Source organism: Peterkaempfera podocarpi (assembly GCF_042466665.1).
Lineage (GTDB): Bacteria > Actinomycetota > Actinomycetes > Streptomycetales > Streptomycetaceae > Peterkaempfera > Peterkaempfera podocarpi.
Genome location: NZ_CP162102.1, coordinates 2,978,015 through 2,996,506 on the forward strand (window position 1 = coordinate 2,978,015; position 18,492 = coordinate 2,996,506).

The window sequence follows — 18,492 nt, forward strand, 5'->3', positions numbered from 1 at the left end:
GCAACTATGGACAAGCCCTCGGCCTATTAGTACCGGTCAGCTCCACCCATTACTGGGCTTCCACACCCGGCCTATCAACCCCATCGTCTATGGGGAGCCTTACCCACTCAAGGTGGTGGGAGCCCTCATCTCGAAGCAGGCTTCCCGCTTAGATGCTTTCAGCGGTTATCCCTCCCGAACGTAGCCAACCAGCCATGCCCTTGGCAGAACAACTGGCACACCAGAGGTTCGTCCGTCCCGGTCCTCTCGTACTAGGGACAGCCCTTCTCAAGACTCCTACGCGCACAGCGGATAGGGACCGAACTGTCTCACGACGTTCTAAACCCAGCTCGCGTACCGCTTTAATGGGCGAACAGCCCAACCCTTGGGACCTACTCCAGCCCCAGGATGCGACGAGCCGACATCGAGGTGCCAAACCATCCCGTCGATATGGACTCTTGGGGAAGATCAGCCTGTTATCCCCGGGGTACCTTTTATCCGTTGAGCGACGGCGCTTCCACAAGCCACCGCCGGATCACTAGTCCCTGCTTTCGCACCTGCTCGACCCGTCGGTCTCACAGTCAAGCTCCCTTGTGCACTTACACTCAACACCTGATTGCCAACCAGGCTGAGGGAACCTTTGGGCGCCTCCGTTACCCTTTAGGAGGCAACCGCCCCAGTTAAACTACCCACCAGACACTGTCCCTGATCCGGATCACGGACCCAGGTTAGACATCCAGCACGACCAGAGTGGTATTTCAACGATGACTCCACAACCACTGGCGTGGCCGCTTCACAGTCTCCCACCTATCCTACACAAGCCGAACCGAACACCAATATCAAGCTATAGTAAAGGTCCCGGGGTCTTTCCGTCCTGCTGCGCGAAACGAGCATCTTTACTCGTAATGCAATTTCACCGGGCCCGTGGTTGAGACAGTCGAGAAGTCGTTACGCCATTCGTGCAGGTCGGAACTTACCCGACAAGGAATTTCGCTACCTTAGGATGGTTATAGTTACCACCGCCGTTTACTGGCGCTTAAGTTCTCAGCTTCGCCCCGACGAATCGAGACTAACCGGTCCCCTTAACGTTCCAGCACCGGGCAGGCGTCAGTCCGTATACATCGCCTTACGGCTTCGCACGGACCTGTGTTTTTAGTAAACAGTCGCTTCTCGCTGGTCTCTGCGGCCACCACCAGCTCAGGGAGAAAATCCCCTCACCAGCAATGGCCCCCCTTCTCCCGAAGTTACGGGGGCATTTTGCCGAGTTCCTTAACCACGGTTCACCCGAACGCCTCGGTATTCTCTACCTGACCACCTGAGTCGGTTTGGGGTACGGGCCGCCATGAAACTCGCTAGAGGCTTTTCTCGACAGCATAGGATCATCCACTTCACCACAATCGGCTCGGCATCAGGTCTCAGACTATGTGCAGGGCGGATTTGCCTACCCTGCGTCCTACACCCTTACCCCGGGACAACCACCGCCCGGGATGGACTACCTTCCTGCGTCACCCCATCGCTCACCTACTACCAGCTCGGGCCACCGGCTCCACCACTCCCCCTCACTCCGAAGAGATCAGAGGCGGCTTCACGGGCTTAGCATCACTGGGTTCGACGCTGGCGCTTCATAGCGGGTACGGGAATATCAACCCGTTGTCCATCGACTACGCCTGTCGGCCTCGCCTTAGGTCCCGACTTACCCTGGGCAGATCAGCTTGACCCAGGAACCCTTGGTCAATCGGCGCAAGAGTTTCCCACTCTTGTATCGCTACTCATGCCTGCATTCTCACTCGTATACCGTCCACGACTGGCTCCCGCCGCCGCTTCACCCGGCACACGACGCTCCCCTACCCACCCACACCTTCGTTGGAAGTATTGTGTGAGTGACACGGCTTCGGCGGTGTACTTGAGCCCCGCTACATTGTCGGCGCGGAATCACTTGACCAGTGAGCTATTACGCACTCTTTCAAGGGTGGCTGCTTCTAAGCCAACCTCCTGGTTGTCTCTGCGACTCCACATCCTTTCCCACTTAGCACACGCTTAGGGGCCTTAGCCGGTGTTCTGGGCTGTTTCCCTCTCGACCACGGAGCTTATCCCCCGCAGTCTCACTGCCGTGCTCTCACTTACCGGCATTCGGAGTTTGGCTAAGGTCAGTAACCCGGTGAGGCCCATCGCCTATCCAGTGCTCTACCTCCGGCAAGAAACACACGACGCTGCACCTAAATGCATTTCGGGGAGAACCAGCTATCACGGAGTTTGATTGGCCTTTCACCCCTAACCACAGGTCATCCCCCAGGTTTTCAACCCTGGTGGGTTCGGGCCTCCACACGGTCTTACCCGCGCTTCACCCTGCCCATGGCTAGATCACTCCGCTTCGGGTCTTGGGCATGCGACTCAAACGCCCTATTCGGACTCGCTTTCGCTACGGCTACCCCACACGGGTTAACCTCGCCACACACCGCAAACTCGCAGGCTCATTCTTCAAAAGGCACGCAGTCACGGCCACAGTCCGAAGACTGCAACGACGCTCCCACGGCTTGTAGGCACACGGTTTCAGGTACTATTTCACTCCGCTCCCGCGGTACTTTTCACCATTCCCTCACGGTACTATCCGCTATCGGTCACCAGGGAATATTTAGGCTTAGCGGGTGGTCCCGCCAGATTCACACGGGATTTCTCGGGCCCCGTGCTACTTGGGTGTTCTTCAAGCGAGCCGTACAGATTTCGTCTACGGGGGTCTTACCCTCTACGCCGGGCCTTTCGCATGCCCTTCGACTACCCATACGGTTTCTGACTCGCCGACCGGCCGGCAGACCGATCAAGAAAAAACCCACAACCCCGCACGCGCAACCCCTGCCGGGTATCACACACATACGGTTTAGCCTCATCCGGTTTCGCTCGCCACTACTCCCGGAATCACGGTTGTTTTCTCTTCCTGCGGGTACTGAGATGTTTCACTTCCCCGCGTTCCCTCCACACTGCCTATGTGTTCAGCAGCGGGTGACAGCCCATGACGACTGCCGGGTTTCCCCATTCGGACACCCCCGGATCACAGCTCGGTTGACAGCTCCCCGGGGCCTATCGCGGCCTCCCACGTCCTTCATCGGTTCCTGGTGCCAAGGCATCCACCGTGCGCCCTTAAAAACTTGGCCACAGATGCTCGCGTCCACTGTGCAGTTCTCAAACAACGACCAGCCACCCACCTCACCCAGCATGGGACCGGCACCAAGGAAACCAAAAACCCGTTCCCTCAGGACCCAACAGCGCGCCCAACCAGACCCCCACCCCGAAAACCGCGTTCCACACGCCGAAGCGCAGTACTAACAGCCCCACAGTGAGGACCGGCCGAATATTCAACGTTCCACCCATGAGCAACCACACGAGGACATTCGCCCCGAGCTGGCCATATGCTCCTTAGAAAGGAGGTGATCCAGCCGCACCTTCCGGTACGGCTACCTTGTTACGACTTCGTCCCAATCGCTGGTCCCACCTTCGACGGCTCCCCCCACAAGGGTTGGGCCACCGGCTTCGGGTGTTACCGACTTTCGTGACGTGACGGGCGGTGTGTACAAGGCCCGGGAACGTATTCACCGCAGCATGCTGATCTGCGATTACTAGCGACTCCGACTTCATGGGGTCGAGTTGCAGACCCCAATCCGAACTGAGGCCGGCTTTTTGGGATTCGCTCCACCTCGCGGTATCGCAGCCCATTGTACCGACCATTGTAGCACGTGTGCAGCCCAAGACATAAGGGGCATGATGATTTGACGTCGTCCCCACCTTCCTCCGAGTTGACCCCGGCAGTCTCCTGTGAGTCCCCGACATTACTCGCTGGCAACACAGAACAAGGGTTGCGCTCGTTGCGGGACTTAACCCAACATCTCACGACACGAGCTGACGACAACCATGCACCACCTGTACACCGACCACAAGGGGGACCGTATCTCTACGGTTTTCCGGCGTATGTCAAGCCTTGGTAAGGTTCTTCGCGTTGCGTCGAATTAAGCCACATGCTCCGCCGCTTGTGCGGGCCCCCGTCAATTCCTTTGAGTTTTAGCCTTGCGGCCGTACTCCCCAGGCGGGGAACTTAATGCGTTAGCTGCGGCACGGACGACGTGGAATGTCGCCCACACCTAGTTCCCAACGTTTACGGCGTGGACTACCAGGGTATCTAATCCTGTTCGCTCCCCACGCTTTCGCTCCTCAGCGTCAGTATCGGCCCAGAGATCCGCCTTCGCCACCGGTGTTCCTCCTGATATCTGCGCATTTCACCGCTACACCAGGAATTCCGATCTCCCCTACCGAACTCTAGCCTGCCCGTATCGAATGCAGACCCGGGGTTAAGCCCCGGGCTTTCACATCCGACGCGACAGGCCGCCTACGAGCTCTTTACGCCCAATAATTCCGGACAACGCTCGCACCCTACGTATTACCGCGGCTGCTGGCACGTAGTTAGCCGGTGCTTCTTCTGCAGGTACCGTCACTTGCGCTTCTTCCCTGCTGAAAGAGGTTTACAACCCGAAGGCCGTCATCCCTCACGCGGCGTCGCTGCATCAGGCTTTCGCCCATTGTGCAATATTCCCCACTGCTGCCTCCCGTAGGAGTCTGGGCCGTGTCTCAGTCCCAGTGTGGCCGGTCGCCCTCTCAGGCCGGCTACCCGTCGTCGCCTTGGTAGGCCATCACCCCACCAACAAGCTGATAGGCCGCGGGCTCATCCTGCACCGCCGGAGCTTTCCACGCACCCCCATGCAGGAGTGCGTCATATCCGGTATTAGCACCGGTTTCCCGGTGTTGTCCCAGAGTGCAGGGCAGATTGCCCACGTGTTACTCACCCGTTCGCCACTGATCCACCCCGAAGGGCTTCACCGTTCGACTTGCATGTGTTAAGCACGCCGCCAGCGTTCGTCCTGAGCCAGGATCAAACTCTCCGTGAATGCTTAGATCCACGAGAGCGGCACGGCATCCGGCGGAATAAGCCGAACCCGCGCACAGCGTCCTCGCTGTACTTCATTCAAAGGAACCCAAAGGGTTCAAAAATCTGGCGTTGAATTTTGGCACGCTGTTGAGTTCTCAAGGAACGGACGCTTCCATCGAAACCCTTCCGGGCCCCTCCGGGCGCTTCCCTTCTTCGTGTCTCCAGCTTATCAGATCCGCTTACCGCTTTTCCGACCCCCGCTGGCGGGGTTACTTCTTCACTGCTTCTCACTGCATTTCCTTCGGCCTTTCGGCGCTTTCCGACTCTATCAGATCTCTCCGATGGTCTTTCCGCGCGTCCCGGCCCGCGATAGCCAACCGCTCCGGAATTCACCGGATCGGTCTGTCTATCTCTGGAGTCGGCTCCCCGGAGGCCCGTCCGCACGTCCCGTGCGCCCGGCTCCCTCTACAGGCAGCTCTCGCAACTTTACTGATGCCTCCAGGGGCTGTCAACCCCCGGAGCTCCCCCAATGCGCCCGGGGCCGGCAGCGTCTGTGCAGCGCTGCCGACCCCGGGCATCATGCCTGGTCAGGCCGGTCCGGCGGGGTGTGCCCCGACCGGACGTCCCTCGGTCAGACCTCCACCACGACCGGGAGAATCATCGGCCGCCGGCGGTAGGTGTCCGACACCCACTTGCCGATGGCCCGCCGGATCAGCTGCTGAAGCTGACGCGGTTCGGAGACTCCGTCCTGTGCCGCCCGGCCCAGGGCCTCCTCGATCTTCGCCACCACGGGACCGAAGGCCGCGTCCTCGATGCCCGAGCCGCGGGCCTGGATGTGCGGGCCGCCGACGACCTTGCCGGTGGTGGAGTCCACCACCACGAAGACGGAGACAAAGCCCTCGTCGCCGAGGATCCGGCGATCCTTGAGGGAGGTCTCGGTGATGTCGCCGACCGAGAGGCCGTCCACATAGACATAACCGGCCTGGACCTTGCCGGAGATCCGCGCGACGCCCTTGACCAGGTCGACCACGACGCCGTCCTCGGCGATCACGGTCCGCTCCTTGGGGATGCCCGTGGCCTGGCCCAGGTTGGCCGCGGCGCGCAGATGGCGCCACTCGCCGTGGACCGGCATCAGGTTGCGCGGCCGGCAGATGTTGAAGAAGTAGAGCAGCTCACCGGCCGAGGCGTGGCCGGAGACATGCACCTTGGCGTTGCCCTTGTGGACCACATTGGCGCCCCACCTGGTCAGGCCGTTGATCACTCGGTAGACGGCATTCTCATTGCCGGGGATCAGCGACGAGGCGAGCACCACCGTGTCGCCCTCGACGATGCGGATCTGGTGGTCCCGGTTGGCCATCCTGGAGAGCGCTGCCATGGGCTCGCCCTGGGAGCCGGTGCAGATCAGCACCACGTCCTCGTCGGGGAGGTCGTCCAGCGTCTTGACGTCCACGACCAGTCCGCCGGGCACCCGCAGATAGCCGAGATCACGGGCGATGCCCATGTTCCGGACCATCGAGCGTCCGACGAAGGCCACCTTCCGGCCGAACTCATGGGCCGCGTCCAGCACCTGCTGGATACGGTGCACATGGCTGGCGAAGCTGGCCACGATGATGCGGCGGTCGGCCTTGTCGAAGACCTGGCGCAGCACCGGGAGGATGTCCCGCTCGTGCGGGATGAAGCCGGGGACCTCGGCGTTGGTGGAGTCCACCAGCAGCAGGTCGATGCCCTCCTCCGCCAGCCGGGCGAAGGCCGGCAGGTCGGTGAGCCGGCCGTCCAGCGGAAGCTGGTCCATCTTGAAGTCACCGGTGCAGACCGCTAGGCCGGCCGGGGTGCGCAGGGCGACCGCGAGGGCGTCCGGGATGGAGTGGTTCACCGCGATGAACTCGCAGTCGAAGGGGCCGATGCGCTCCCGCTGCCCCTCCTTGACCTCGAGGGTGTACGGCCGGATGCGGTGCTCGGCGAGCTTGGCCTCGATCAGCGCCAGGGTCAGCTTGGAGCCGATCAGCGGGATGTCCGGCTTCTCCCTGAGCAGGAAGGGGACCGCACCGATGTGGTCCTCGTGGCCATGGGTGAGGACGATGCCGTCGATGGCGTCGAGGCGGTCCCGGATGCTGGTGAAGTCCGGGAGGATCAGGTCGATGCCGGGCTGCTCGTCCTCGGGGAAGAGCACGCCGCAGTCGACGATCAGCAGCCGGCCGCCGTACTCGAATACCGTCATGTTGCGGCCGATCTCACCGAGACCGCCCAGCGGCGTCACACGCAGTGCGCCGTCGGGGAGCTTCGGCGGGGGGCCCAGTTCCGGGTGCGGATGGCTCAAAAGTCTCTCCTCACGACGCGCGCCACGTGCCCCAGGGGCCTGTTCCCCGAGCGGCACATGGCGCGCGAATCGTCTCGTTCCTTCGGTTGCTTCCCGGCCGTCGCCGACCGGGGTGGTCTCTGTGCACTGCCTTGCGCCCCTTGTCCGGTTCTGCGGCGGTCACCTCCGTACGGGACGGTGGGGACCGGCGAGCCGGGGCGCGCACGTCTTGGTCTTCCTGACTAGAGGTGTACCCCGCCTGCGGCGAGATCCTTCCTGAGCTGTTCGATCTCTGCGTCGGTTGCGTCGACCAGCGGAAGGCGCAGCGGTCCCGCGGGCAGGCCCTGCAGATTGAGCGCGGCCTTGCTGGTGATCACGCCCTGGGTGCGGAACATGCCGGTGAAGACGGGGAGCAGGCTCTGGTGCAGGGCGATGGCCTTGCCGTGCTCGCCCGCCAGGAAGGCCTCCAGCATGGCACGCAGCTCACCCGCGACCACATGGCCCACCACGCTCACAAAGCCGACGGCTCCGACCGACAGCAGCGGCAGATTGAGCATGTCGTCACCCGAGTACCAGGCGAGGCCGCTGCGGGCGATGGCCCAACTCGCGGCCGAAAGGTCGCCCTTGGCGTCCTTGTTGGCGACGATCCTGGGGTGCTCACCAAGCCGGACCAGGGTATCCAGCGCCAGCGGGACCCCGCTGCGCCCGGGGATGTCGTAGAGCATCACCGGCAGACCGGTCGCATCGGCGATCGCGGTGAAGTGGCGGACCAGGCCCTCCTGCGGCGGCTTGCTGTAGTACGGGGTGACGGTGAGCAGGCCGTGGGCGCCCGCGGTCTCCGCCTGGCGGGCAAGCTCGATGCTGTGGTGGGTGTCATTGGTGCCGACGCCCGCCACGACATGGGCGCGGTCGCCGACGGCCTCCACCACGGCGCTCACCAGTCGGGCCTTCTCGGCGTCGGAGGTGGTCGGCGACTCGCCGGTGGTGCCGTTGACGACCAGGCCGTCGTTGCCTGCGTCGACGAGGTGGACGGCGAGCCGCTGCGCGCCGTCGAGATCAAGGCTGCCGTCGACGGTGAACGGGGTCACCATCGCGGTCAGGACCCGGCCGAAGGGGGTCTCAGGGGTGGAGGTCGGAGCCATGGTTCCCACGCTACTCGTAGCGGACCGGGCAGCGCCCGGGGCGGGTGGCTGCCACGGGCCGCGCCCGGGCTGCCAGTGATGGGCGGAGGCCGGAGGGTTCCATGGAACCCTCCTCGGCCGCCGCAAGAACTACGGGAAAACCGGCTGCCCACGGGGATTCCGGTGCCGCCTGCTCGGGGGTTCAGCCGACACCGGAATCCGTGATTTGAGCGTAGGTACGGGGTGGGTAGGCCGCAATCCGGACATACCCGACTGGGTACATGCTCGGCGTCCGCCGCAGGTCAGGGGGCGACACGGCCGTGCGCATTGAAGGCCGCATGGGTGAGCGGCATCAGCTCGGCCCACTGCTGCTCCATGCGCTCGGCCACCATCTCGATCTCGCGCTGCGGGAAGGAGGGCACCTTGGCGCGCTCGTCCTTGGTCCGCAGCGAGAGGAAGTGCATCAGCGAGCGGGCGTTGCAGGTCGCGTACATCGAGCTGAACAGGCCCACCGGCAGCACGGCCCGGGCGACCTCGCGGGCCACGCCGGCCGCCAGCATCTCCTGGTAGGCCTCGTACGAGCGGCGGTAGGACTCCTCCATCGCCGCACCCACGGTCTTGTGCTGCTCCGGGGTGCCCGCGACGAACTCGTACTTGCCCGGACGGCCCTGCTGGACGAGCTTGCGCTCCTCGCCGGGCACATAGAAGACCGGCTGGAGCTCGCGGTAGCGGCCGCTCTCCTCGTTGTACGAGTTGTGCACCACCACTCCGTCGGCCAGGAAGTTGTGCCACGGCCCGGCAACGGAGAGGTCGTAGGTCATCTCCTCGCCGTCGTCCTCGATGTTGAGAACGACGTCCGACTTGGCGACTGCGATCTTTCCGCCCCGCTTGCCCATGCCCTGCTCGGTGGCGCTCTTCATGTCGTGGCAGTTCTTGCAGGCTGGGGCGAGGTTCCGCTCGTCGAGCGCCTTCAGCAGATCCATCGCCACCGGTACGACGTGGTCCAGCTCCAGCTCGTCGCGCGGGAACATGTGCGAGCAGAGGTAGCAGGCATCCTGCTCCTTGATGAGTCGTTTGCGTTGCATCGAGGTCCACACGCCGATGCCGCGCCGGAGGCTCGGGGGCACAAGCGCCTCGCTCGGCCGCGGGGCGGTGCCCGCGACCATGACGTGGTCCCCTGCCTGGAGCTCTCCCGCCTTGCGCCAGCCGTCGGGGGTGAAGACCGCGTGGTCCTTGCTGCAGCGGAGAGCCTTGCCGGAGGCTGTCGTCAGCTTGAGCAGCTGCTTGACCCCTGATTCCATGACGTCGAGGATCTGTGCGCGCTGAGCAATCAGAGTGCGCTCGTCGTAACACCTGACATGGTTGCGCCGGACCGAGTCGAGCTTGCGGAGGCGAGTACTGGGATTCTCCTCACGGAAATTCTCGACAGCCCGCTCCGCGTCCTCGCGCGCCGTGTACACGCCCAAGTGATGGTTCTCACCCCGCTGACGTACCTGGGCGCGCCACTTGCCCGCCTTCGCGTGCCAGGTGACGCCTCCTGTGGACACCGGCAGGCGGTCTTCCACCCCGTGGTGCCAGAGCTGGTAGAGCTCCTTGATGGTCCGGCGAGCCAAGTGGCCCCCCTCGCTCTCCAGCGTGATCTCGGTGTCGCCCGCGAGGCACCAGCCGCTGCGATGGCGGTGGAACTCCCGGAAGACAAAGATCGGCGCGCTGACGAAGAAGGTCATCGAGTTGTGCTCGAAGGGCGTGCCGTGGCGGTCGCGCATCAGGTAGTTGATCAGGCCCTTGGAGCGCTCCGGGTCCTTCTGGAGCTCCTCCAGCGACTGCTCGCCGGCCGTGGAGACGCGGGCGGCCCAGAGGACGTCGCTGTCGCGGGCGGCGTGCCGCACCAGCTCGACGGTCACATCGTCGCGGAAGCGGGGTTCCTGGGCTGCTTCGTCGGTCACGGGTGGGTCCTCCTCGGGGCGGGGGTCTGGGCGGCGCCCAGCGTATCCCGCGCCGGGACCGAACCCGGGCGAACCACCTGCAGCCGGGGTTCGTATCCTCTTCGGCACGGTTTGGCAGATCCGCGAGCCCGGGAGGCAGAGATGACCGCGGAGACCTACGGCCCTGCTGTGGTCCGTGACACCCGTCCGGAGGACATGGCAGAGGTGCTGCGGGTGCGTACCGCCGGATGGCGTGCGGCGTACCGGGGCATTGTGCCGCCCGCCTACCTCGGGGCGATGGATGTCGGCCCGGAGGCTCTGACCAGGGCCTTAAGGCATTTCCGGGAGCGACCGGGGGACCGGCACCACCTGGTGGCGGTGCGCGGCGGGCGGGTGGCGGCCTTCGCGGTGTGCGGTGCTGCGCGGCCTGCGCTGCCGCTCCCCGCCGAGGACGAGCGCCCCGGTGAGCTCTACGCCCTCTACGCCCATCCGGAGGTCTGGTCGACCGGGGTGGGAGCGCTCCTGCTGGGCGAGGCCCGGCGGCGGCTGACCGCTGACGGGTATCCGTCGATGGTGCTCTGGGTGCTGGAGGAGAACGCCCGGGCACGTGCCTTCTACGAACGCCATGGGCTGCGGCCGACGGGTTCCCGCACTCTGCTGCGGCTCGGCGGCGCCCGGCTGCCCGAGCTGCAGTACCGGGCGGCGCTGGACGCCCCCGTGGCGGGTCAGCCGGGGGCTCTCCAGGGGATCGCGGCGCAGGTGGGCTGCTAGGGCTTGTCCTGGGCAGCGGCGTACGGCACCGGGCCGGTCACCTCCATGGAGGGCCGGCCCGGCGCCGTGCGCCCACGCCTCGCCCGTTCCCCAGGCGCCCGTACCGGCTCGGTCAGCCTGACGGCACGGAGCGCGGGCGCGGGGGCGGCGTTAGGAGGCCGTGTGGAGCCGGATGGCGTGCTGCATGGTCTTGCGGGCGCGGGGGGTGTCCCCGGCGTCCGCATAGGCGACGGCGAGCCGGAACCAGACCCGCCAGTCGCCGGGCGACTCCTCCGCCTGTGCCTGGCGGCGGGCGAAGACGGCATCGGCGGAGGCCCGGTCGATCCGGCCGCCCGGGGTGCGCACCAGCTCGTCGACGGGCAGTCCGCCTTCGGCCTCCAACTCCCGCGCCATGGCCTCACTGCGGCGGCCGAACTGCACGGTGTGCCAGAGGAACCAGACGCCGATGGCCGGGATGACCATGGCGCAGACGCCGATGCCGATGCCTGCGGGCTTGCCGGTGGCGATCAGCTGGACGCCCTCGAAGACCACCACTCCGAAGACGAAGAGCAGTAGGGCGGCCAGGAGGAAGAATCCGGTGCGGGACTTCATGATGGGCTCAGTCCAGGTCCATGAAGTGCTCCAGACCCACGGTGAGGCCCGGAGCGGTGGGGATCCTGCGCACGCCCAGCAGGATGCCGGGCATGAAGCAGCTGTGGTGCAGCGAGTCATGACGGATCGTCAAGGTCTCGCCGAGGTCGCCGAAGAGCACCTCCTGGTGGGCCAGGAGTCCGCGCAGCCGGATGGAGTGGACGGGCACCCCGTCCACGGTGGCGCCGCGGGCGCCCTCCAGGGCGTGGGTGGTGGGGTCCTGCTGGGGGGCGACGCCGGCCCGGTCGCGGGCGGCGGCGATCAGCTGGGCGGTGCGGGTGGCGGTGCCGCTGGGGGCGTCCGCCTTGCGGTTGTGGTGCAGCTCCACCACCTCGACCGACTCGAAGAAGCGGGCGGCCTGCTCCGCGAAGCGCATGGTGAGGACCGCGCCGATGGAGAAGTTGGGGGCGATCAGCACTCCGGTGGCGGGCGAGGCGGCGAGCCGGCCGCGCAGCGAGGCGAGCCGCTCCTCGGTCCAGCCGGTGGTGCCGACGACCGCGTGGATGCCCTGGGAGACGCAGAACTCCAGATTGCCCATCACCGCGTCGGGGTGGGTCAGGTCCACGGCGACCTGGGCTCCGGTCTCCACCAGTGCGTCGAGCTTGTCGTCACGGTCGAGGGCGGCGACCAGCTCCAGGTCGTCGGCGGCCTCGACGGCCCGGCAGGCCTCGGAGCCGATGCGGCCCTTCGCTCCGAGGACGGCCACTCGCAGGGGCGCGGTCATAGGGTGCTTCCTTTCAGCCGGTGCGGTACGGCGGTCAGGCGACCGCTTCGGTGAGCCTGGCGGCGCGCTTGTCGCCCACCGGTCCTATTACGGCGAGGGAGGGGCGGTGCGCTCCCAGGACGTCATGGGCGATCTCGCGTACGTCGTCGATCGTCACCGCGCGGATCTTCCCGAGGAGTTCGTCGACCGACAGATGGGTGCCGTAGCAGAGCTCGGCCTTGCCGATCTTGTTCATCAGCGAGCCCGTGTCCTCCATGCCCAGCACGGTGGAGCCGGCGATCTGGCCGATGGAGCGGTGCAGCTCCTCCTCGGTGATGCCGTGCTCGGCGACCCGCTCCAGTTCCTCGCGGCAGATCTTCAGCACCTCCTCGACCCGCTTGGGCTGGCAGCCGGCGTAGATGCCGAACATGCCGCTGTCCGCGTAGGAGGAGGAGTACGAGTAGACCGAGTAGGCCAGGCCGCGCTTCTCCCGGACCTCCTGGAAGAGCCGGGAGCTCATGCCGCCGCCGAGGGCGGAGTTGAGCACTCCCAGCGCCCAGCGGCGCTCGTCGCGCCGGGCGACGCCCGGCAGGCCGAGGACCAGGTGCGCCTGCTCGGTGGGGCGGTTGAGCACCTCGACACGGCCGGCGGTGCGCAGGATGCGGCTGCCGCCGCGGGGCTCGGAGGGGCGGGTGTCCTCGCGGCCCAGGGCGTCCGCGGCCTGGAAGGCGCGCTGGACCTGGCGGACGACCTTGGTGTGGTCGATGTTGCCCGCGGCGGCGACCACCAGGTTCTCCGGCCGGTAGCGGCGGTGGTAGAAGCCGGCGATCTGGTCGCGGGTGAGGGCGTTGATGGTCCCGACGGTGCCGAGCACGGGGCGGCCGAGCGGTGAGTTGCCGTACATGACCTGTGAGAAGAGGTCATGGACGACATCGCCGGGGTCGTCCTCGGTCATGGCGATCTCCTCGAGGATGACACCGCGCTCGGCGTCGACGTCCTCCTCGCGGATGAGCGACCCGGTGAGCATGTCGCAGACCACGTCGATGGCCAGCGGCAGGTCGCTGTCGAGGACCCGTGCGTAGTAGCAGGTGTTCTCCTTGGCGGTGAAGGCGTTCATCTCGCCGCCGACCGCGTCCAGCGCGGAGGAGATGTCCAGGGCGCTGCGCCGCTCGGTGCCCTTGAAGAGCAGGTGCTCCAGGTAGTGGGTGGCCCCGTTGAGGACGGGAGTCTCGTCGCGCGACCCCACCCCCACCCAGATGCCGAAGGTGGCGGAGCGCACCGTCGGCAGAGTCTCGGTGACGATGCGCAGTCCGCCCGGGAGCACGGTGCGGCGTACGGTTCCGGCGCCGTCCACCCCCTTGAGCAGAGTGCGGGTCGTACCGGGGCGCTGATGCGCCGCCGAGACCTGAGCCACGGTGGGACCTCCAGGAGCAGTGGGGGGTACAGGGTGCGGCCCGCCCCTCCCGTACGGGACGGGAGGGGCGGGCCGTGGGTCGGGCTGAGCCCGGGCCGGTCAGGAGTCGGCGGCCTCGTCGCCCTCGCCCTCGATGACGGGGATGAGGGAGAGCTTGCCACGGGGGTCGATCTCGGCGATCTCGACCTGGACCTTGGCGCCGACCTGGACGACGTCCTCGACGTTCTCCACGCGCTTGCCGCCGGAGAGCTTGCGCAGCTGCGAGATGTGCAGCAGGCCGTCCTTGCCCGGCATCAGCGACACGAACGCGCCGAACGTCGTGGTCTTGACCACGGTGCCCAGGTAGCGCTCGCCGACCTCCGGCATGGTCGGGTTGGCGATCTGGTTGATCGTCGTACGGGCAGCCTCCGCCGAGGGACCGTCGACCGCACCGATGTAGATGGTGCCGTCGTCCTCGATGGTGATGTCCGCGCCGGTGTCCTCCTGGATCTGGTTGATCATCTTGCCCTTGGGGCCGATGACCTCACCGATCTTGTCCACCGGGATCTTGATGGTGATGATCCGCGGCGCGTTCGGCGACATCTCGTCCGGGGTGTCGATGGCCTCGCCCATGACGTCCAGGATGTGCAGCCGGGCCTCGCGGGCCTGCTTGAGCGCGGCGGCCAGCACCGAGGCGGGGATGCCGTCGAGCTTGGTGTCCAGCTGCAGCGCGGTGACGAACTTCCGGGTGCCGGCGACCTTGAAGTCCATGTCGCCGAAGGCGTCCTCGGCACCGAGGATGTCGGTCAGCGTCACATAGTGGGTCTCGCCGTCGATCTCCTGGGAGATCAGGCCCATGGCGATACCGGCGACGGGGGCCTTCAGCGGCACACCGGCGTTCAGCAGCGACATGGTGGAGGCGCAGACCGAGCCCATCGAGGTGGAGCCGTTGGAGCCCAGCGCCTCGGAGACCTGGCGGATCGCGTAGGGGAACTCCTCGCGCGTGGGCAGCACGGGCAGGATCGCCCGCTCCGCCAGCGCGCCGTGGCCGATCTCGCGGCGCTTGGGGGAGCCCACGCGGCCGGTCTCGCCCACGGAGTACGGGGGGAAGTTGTAGTTGTGCATGTAGCGCTTGCGGGTCTCCGGCGCCAGGGTGTCCAGCTGCTGCTCCATGCGGAGCATGTTCAGCGTGGTGACGCCGAGGATCTGGGTCTCGCCGCGCTCGAAGAGGGCGGAGCCGTGGACCCGCGGGATGGCCTCGACCTCGGCGGCCAGGGTGCGGATGTCGGTGACACCGCGGCCGTCGATGCGGACCTTCTCCTTGATGACGCGCTCGCGGACCAGCTTCTTGGTCAGCGCGCGGTACGCGGCGGAGATCTCCTTCTCGCGGCCCTCGAACTCGGGCAGCAGCTTCTCGCCGGCCAGCGCCTTGACGCGGTCCAGCTCGGCCTCGCGGGCCTGCTTGCCGGCGATGGTGAGGGCCTGGGCCAGCTCGTCGCGGACGGCGGCGGTGAGCGCCTCCAGGACGTCGTCCTGGTAGTCCAGGAAGACCGGGAACTCACCGGTGGGCTTGGCGGCCCGGGCGGCGAGGTCCGACTGGGCCTTGCAGAGGACCTTGATGAACGGCTTGGAGGCCTCCAGGCCCGCCGCCACGATCTCCTCGGTCGGCGCCTCGGCGCCGCCCTCGACCAGCTTGATGGTCTTGTCGGTGGCCTCGGCCTCGACCATCATGATCGCGACGTCGCCGTCGTCCAGGACACGGCCGGCCACGACCATGTCGAAGACGGCCTCCTCGAGCTCCGGGTGGGTCGGGAAGGCGACCCACTGGCCCTTGATCAGCGCGACGCGGACGCCGCCGATCGGGCCGGAGAACGGCAGACCCGCCAGCTGGGTGGAGGCGGAGGCGGCGTTGATCGCGACCACGTCGTACAGGTGGGTCGGGTCCAGCGCCATGACGGTGCAGACGACCTGGATCTCGTTGCGCAGGCCCTTGACGAAGGACGGGCGCAGCGGGCGGTCGATCAGCCGGCAGGTGAGGATGGCGTCCTCGGAGGGGCGGCCCTCACGCCGGAAGAAGGAGCCGGGGATCCGCCCGGCGGCGTACATCCGCTCCTCGACGTCCACCGTGAGCGGGAAGAAGTCGAAGTGCTCCTTGGGCTGCTTCGAGGCGGTGGTCGCCGACAGGACCATGGTCTCGTCGTCGAGGTACGCGACGGCCGAGCCGGCGGCCTGACGGGCCAGACGGCCCGTCTCGAAGCGGATGGTACGGGTGCCGAAGGAGCCATTGTCGATGACGGCTTCGGCGTAGTGCACGTTCTCTTCCACCAGGAAGATCTCCTCTTTATGCGAACGTCCCTGGTGGAGCGTCCCTGCGCAGTGCTCCGCTCCGGCCCCGGACGGGCCGGTCTTCGATCGAAGCCTCCGGGCTGCGGCTTGTGCCGCCCGGCGGCCACTACCGAGGACCGGCGCCTGGTGGCACCGAGTCGGCGGTCGCGTGGTGGACGCTCCCCTGGGTGCGGGCGGCCTCCGTTTGAGGCCTGCAAGCCCGCATGGTGTCGGGAATTCCCGTCGGCGCCCTGTGCGGCGCCACCTCGGGGCGTTCCCTTCACCCTACAAATCCACACCCTACAAACGGGGCCTTTGCCACGCTTGCGGACCGGCAACTCCGGCTTGGTGCGGTGCGCCTCGCCGGGCCTCCCGGCCCGGGATGCGCGAGGGGGCGGCTTCCCTCGAAGGGAGCCGCCCCCTGGCGGTGTCCTACTTGGCGCCGCCGGCGGCACCGCGGCGGATGCCCAGGCGGTCGACGAGCGTACGGAAGCGCTCGATGTCCTTCTTGGCCAGGTACTGCAGCAGGCGGCGGCGCTGGCCGACCAGGAGCAGCAGACCCCGACGCGAGTGGTGGTCGTGCTTGTGCATCTTGAGGTGCTCGGTCAGGTCGGAGATCCGACGGGTGAGCATCGCGACCTGGACCTCGGGGGAGCCGGTGTCGCCCTCCTTGGTGCCGAACTCGGACATGATCTGCTTCTTGACAGCGGCGTCGAGAGCCACAGCAACTCCTTCGAGTGGTGGGCCGAGTGGTCCTGGTCTTCTTCACAGGCGCCTTGCGGAACTCGGCTTGGTGCATGGGTGTCGTGCGGTGGGGCGTGGTGCATCGACCGAAGTGCCCCGCTGCCGGTTCCGGGCAGGATGCAGCACGATCAGTGACCAAGCGTACCAGTGCCCGCCGACCGGCTGGTCGGCGGGCACCGGGGGGAGCTGCGGGGCGGGTCAGCTGGTGAGGCCCCGGACGGACGCGTAGATGTCCAGCACCGCGAGGGTGAGCGGCACCAGGGAGACCAGCACCAGGCTGTCGACCAGGTCCAGCACCCGGCCCCAGAAGGGGGACACACCCAGTCGCGGCACGACCAGGGCGACGGCCACCAGGACGGCGGCACCGGCGATGATGGCGGCCGAGAGCCAGACGGTGCGGATGTCGGCCTCGGGACCGGCCTGCACCGAGAGGATGAACTCCGGGGTGTGCAGCGCCAACCCGAGGATCAGCAGGGCAAGGCTCACCAGCCCTGCCACCACCAGGCAGAAGACCTGCGCGGAGTAGCGGAAGAGGCGGGCGCGGAGCATGGTGGCCACGCCGAGCACCAGGGCGAGCACCTCGGGCCACATCCCGTTGCTGAAGCCGAGCACGGTGCAGGCTCCGACGACCACCGCGGCGCTGCCGCCCACCAGGCCGACCAGCACCTCGTGGCCGCGCCGCGCCTGGGCGGCGATCCGCTCGTACTCCAGCGCCTCGCGGTCGGCGACCGGGTCCCCGGTCCGCTCACGGCCGGCGGTCTGGCCCGGCGCGTGGAAGCCCACGGGCAGGCGGGCGAAGCGGGAGGAGAGGGCGGGCAGGAAGCCGATCACGGCGACCGCGGCGGCGCCGGTGACGGCGGCGATCTCGCTGGCGGAGGTGTGCTCCATCGCCACCGCGGCGAAGGTGGCGAAGGTTCCGGCGCCGGCCACGAAGGCGGAACCGACGAAGACCGAGTCCTTCTCCGGCAGCAGGCCCACCAGGAGCACCGAGACCACCAGCACGGTGACACAGGCCACCAGGAACTGCAGCCGGCCGGGGCCGCCGCCGATCAGGGATCCGGGGTGGTCGACCGGCATGATGCCGGAGCCGGCGATCAGCGCGTGCGGCAGCGCGGCCAGGCCGAGCGCCAGCGCCGCGTTGTGGTCGGCGTAGACCCGGGCCCTGACCCCGGCGAAGGCGACCAGCACCACCGCGGTGACCCCGGCGAGGACGCCGGGAAGGCTGTGCATGTCGTGCAGCAGGTCGGAGAACCAGAGGGCGAAGCCCATCAGGGTGAGCAGCAGCACCGCGCCGGTCAGGCCGGAGGTGCGCATCAGCTCGGGTCCCCAGAAGCGCCGGTCCGCCTCCACCGCGGTGGCGATGGCGTCCGCCACGTCGTCGTAGACCGCGGGCGGCAGCGACTCGGCGAACGGACGCAGCGACAGCAGATCGCCGTCGCGCACCTGCTGGGCTGCCAGCGGCAGTCCGCTGTCGAGCACGGTGCCGTCACGGCGCACCAGGTGGAACCCGGTCGGCGCCCCCTCGTGCTGGGTCTGGCCGGACAGCCGCAGCACCTCCGGATAGACGTCCGCGAGCGGCACGTCCTCCGGTAGTGCGACGTCGATCCGGCTGTCCGGGGCGACGACGGTGACCCGGCAGAATCCGGTCGTTGCGCTCGCGCTCACCGGTTCTCCCCCTTGTTTTGTGTGCGGG

Annotated in this window: 10 protein-coding genes, 2 rRNA genes and 1 pseudogene; 1 reads left to right on the top strand and 12 read right to left on the bottom strand. The window is 67.0% G+C overall.

Features of this window, described 5'->3' with window-relative positions; genetic code table 11:
- Window positions 1–6: 6 nt before the first annotated feature.
- The 6 genes and pseudogenes from AB0761_RS12975 to AB0761_RS13000 form a co-directional block, all read right to left on the bottom strand.
- Window positions 7–3,128, bottom strand: a 23S ribosomal RNA gene (locus AB0761_RS12975).
- Window positions 3,129–3,394: 266 nt separating this feature from the next.
- Window positions 3,395–4,910 (bottom strand): 16S ribosomal RNA (locus AB0761_RS12980).
- Together the 16S and 23S rRNA genes form the textbook arrangement of a ribosomal RNA operon.
- Window positions 4,911–5,522: 612 nt before the next feature.
- Window positions 5,523–7,208, bottom strand: a complete 1,686-nt coding sequence (locus tag AB0761_RS12985; protein ID WP_377269138.1) for a ribonuclease J — start codon at window positions 7,206–7,208, stop codon at window positions 5,523–5,525.
- Between the two features lie 221 nt (window positions 7,209–7,429).
- A complete protein-coding gene (gene dapA / locus AB0761_RS12990; protein WP_377269139.1) occupies window positions 7,430–8,329 on the bottom strand; it encodes a 4-hydroxy-tetrahydrodipicolinate synthase in 900 nt (299 codons plus the stop codon).
- 281 nt (window positions 8,330–8,610) lie between these two features.
- On the bottom strand, window positions 8,611–9,873 hold the full coding sequence (gene thyX / locus AB0761_RS12995; RefSeq protein ID WP_377274065.1) for an FAD-dependent thymidylate synthase: 1,263 nt from the start codon (window positions 9,871–9,873) through the stop codon (window positions 8,611–8,613).
- A 96-nt stretch (window positions 9,874–9,969) separates the two neighbouring features.
- Window positions 9,970–10,254, bottom strand: a pseudogene (locus AB0761_RS13000) (FAD-dependent thymidylate synthase); the annotation flags it as partial.
- A gap of 141 nt (window positions 10,255–10,395) precedes the next feature.
- Between AB0761_RS13000 and AB0761_RS13005 the strand changes: the two are divergent.
- The gene (locus tag AB0761_RS13005) at window positions 10,396–11,004 is read left to right on the top strand and encodes a GNAT family N-acetyltransferase (RefSeq protein WP_377269140.1); all 609 of its coding nucleotides are present in this window, start codon (window positions 10,396–10,398) and stop codon (window positions 11,002–11,004) included.
- Window positions 11,005–11,154: 150 nt separating this feature from the next.
- Here AB0761_RS13005 and AB0761_RS13010 read toward each other — a convergent pair whose 3' ends face one another.
- The 6 genes from AB0761_RS13010 to eccD form a co-directional block, all read right to left on the bottom strand.
- Window positions 11,155–11,595: a hypothetical protein gene (locus tag AB0761_RS13010; RefSeq protein WP_377269141.1), complete on the bottom strand. Its 441-nt coding sequence runs from the start codon at window positions 11,593–11,595 to the stop codon at window positions 11,155–11,157.
- Between the two features lie 7 nt (window positions 11,596–11,602).
- A complete protein-coding gene (dapB, locus tag AB0761_RS13015; RefSeq protein ID WP_377269142.1) occupies window positions 11,603–12,358 on the bottom strand; it encodes a 4-hydroxy-tetrahydrodipicolinate reductase in 756 nt (251 codons plus the stop codon).
- Window positions 12,359–12,392: 34 nt separating this feature from the next.
- Complete coding sequence (locus AB0761_RS13020; RefSeq protein ID WP_377269143.1) at window positions 12,393–13,751, bottom strand: M16 family metallopeptidase; 1,359 nt, start codon at window positions 13,749–13,751, stop codon at window positions 12,393–12,395.
- Between the two features lie 99 nt (window positions 13,752–13,850).
- A complete protein-coding gene (locus AB0761_RS13025; RefSeq protein WP_377269144.1) occupies window positions 13,851–16,055 on the bottom strand; it encodes a polyribonucleotide nucleotidyltransferase in 2,205 nt (734 codons plus the stop codon).
- Between the two features lie 432 nt (window positions 16,056–16,487).
- Window positions 16,488–16,778, bottom strand: a complete 291-nt coding sequence (gene rpsO / locus AB0761_RS13030) for a 30S ribosomal protein S15 (protein ID WP_377269145.1) — start codon at window positions 16,776–16,778, stop codon at window positions 16,488–16,490.
- Between the two features lie 219 nt (window positions 16,779–16,997).
- A complete protein-coding gene (gene eccD, locus AB0761_RS13035) occupies window positions 16,998–18,464 on the bottom strand; it encodes a type VII secretion integral membrane protein EccD (protein WP_377269146.1) in 1,467 nt (488 codons plus the stop codon).
- Window positions 18,465–18,492: the final 28 nt, after the last annotated feature.

What these genes read in the sequence shown, in the direction of transcription:
- dapA (WP_377269139.1), bottom strand. Translation starts at nt 8,329, where the DNA reads ATGGCTCCGACCTCCACCCCTGAGACCCCCTTCGGCCGGGTCCTGACC.
- AB0761_RS13005 (WP_377269140.1), top strand. Translation starts at nt 10,396, where the DNA reads ATGACCGCGGAGACCTACGGCCCTGCTGTGGTCCGTGACACCCGTCCG.
- AB0761_RS13010 (WP_377269141.1), bottom strand. Translation starts at nt 11,595, where the DNA reads ATGAAGTCCCGCACCGGATTCTTCCTCCTGGCCGCCCTACTGCTCTTC.
- dapB (WP_377269142.1), bottom strand. Translation starts at nt 12,358, where the DNA reads ATGACCGCGCCCCTGCGAGTGGCCGTCCTCGGAGCGAAGGGCCGCATC.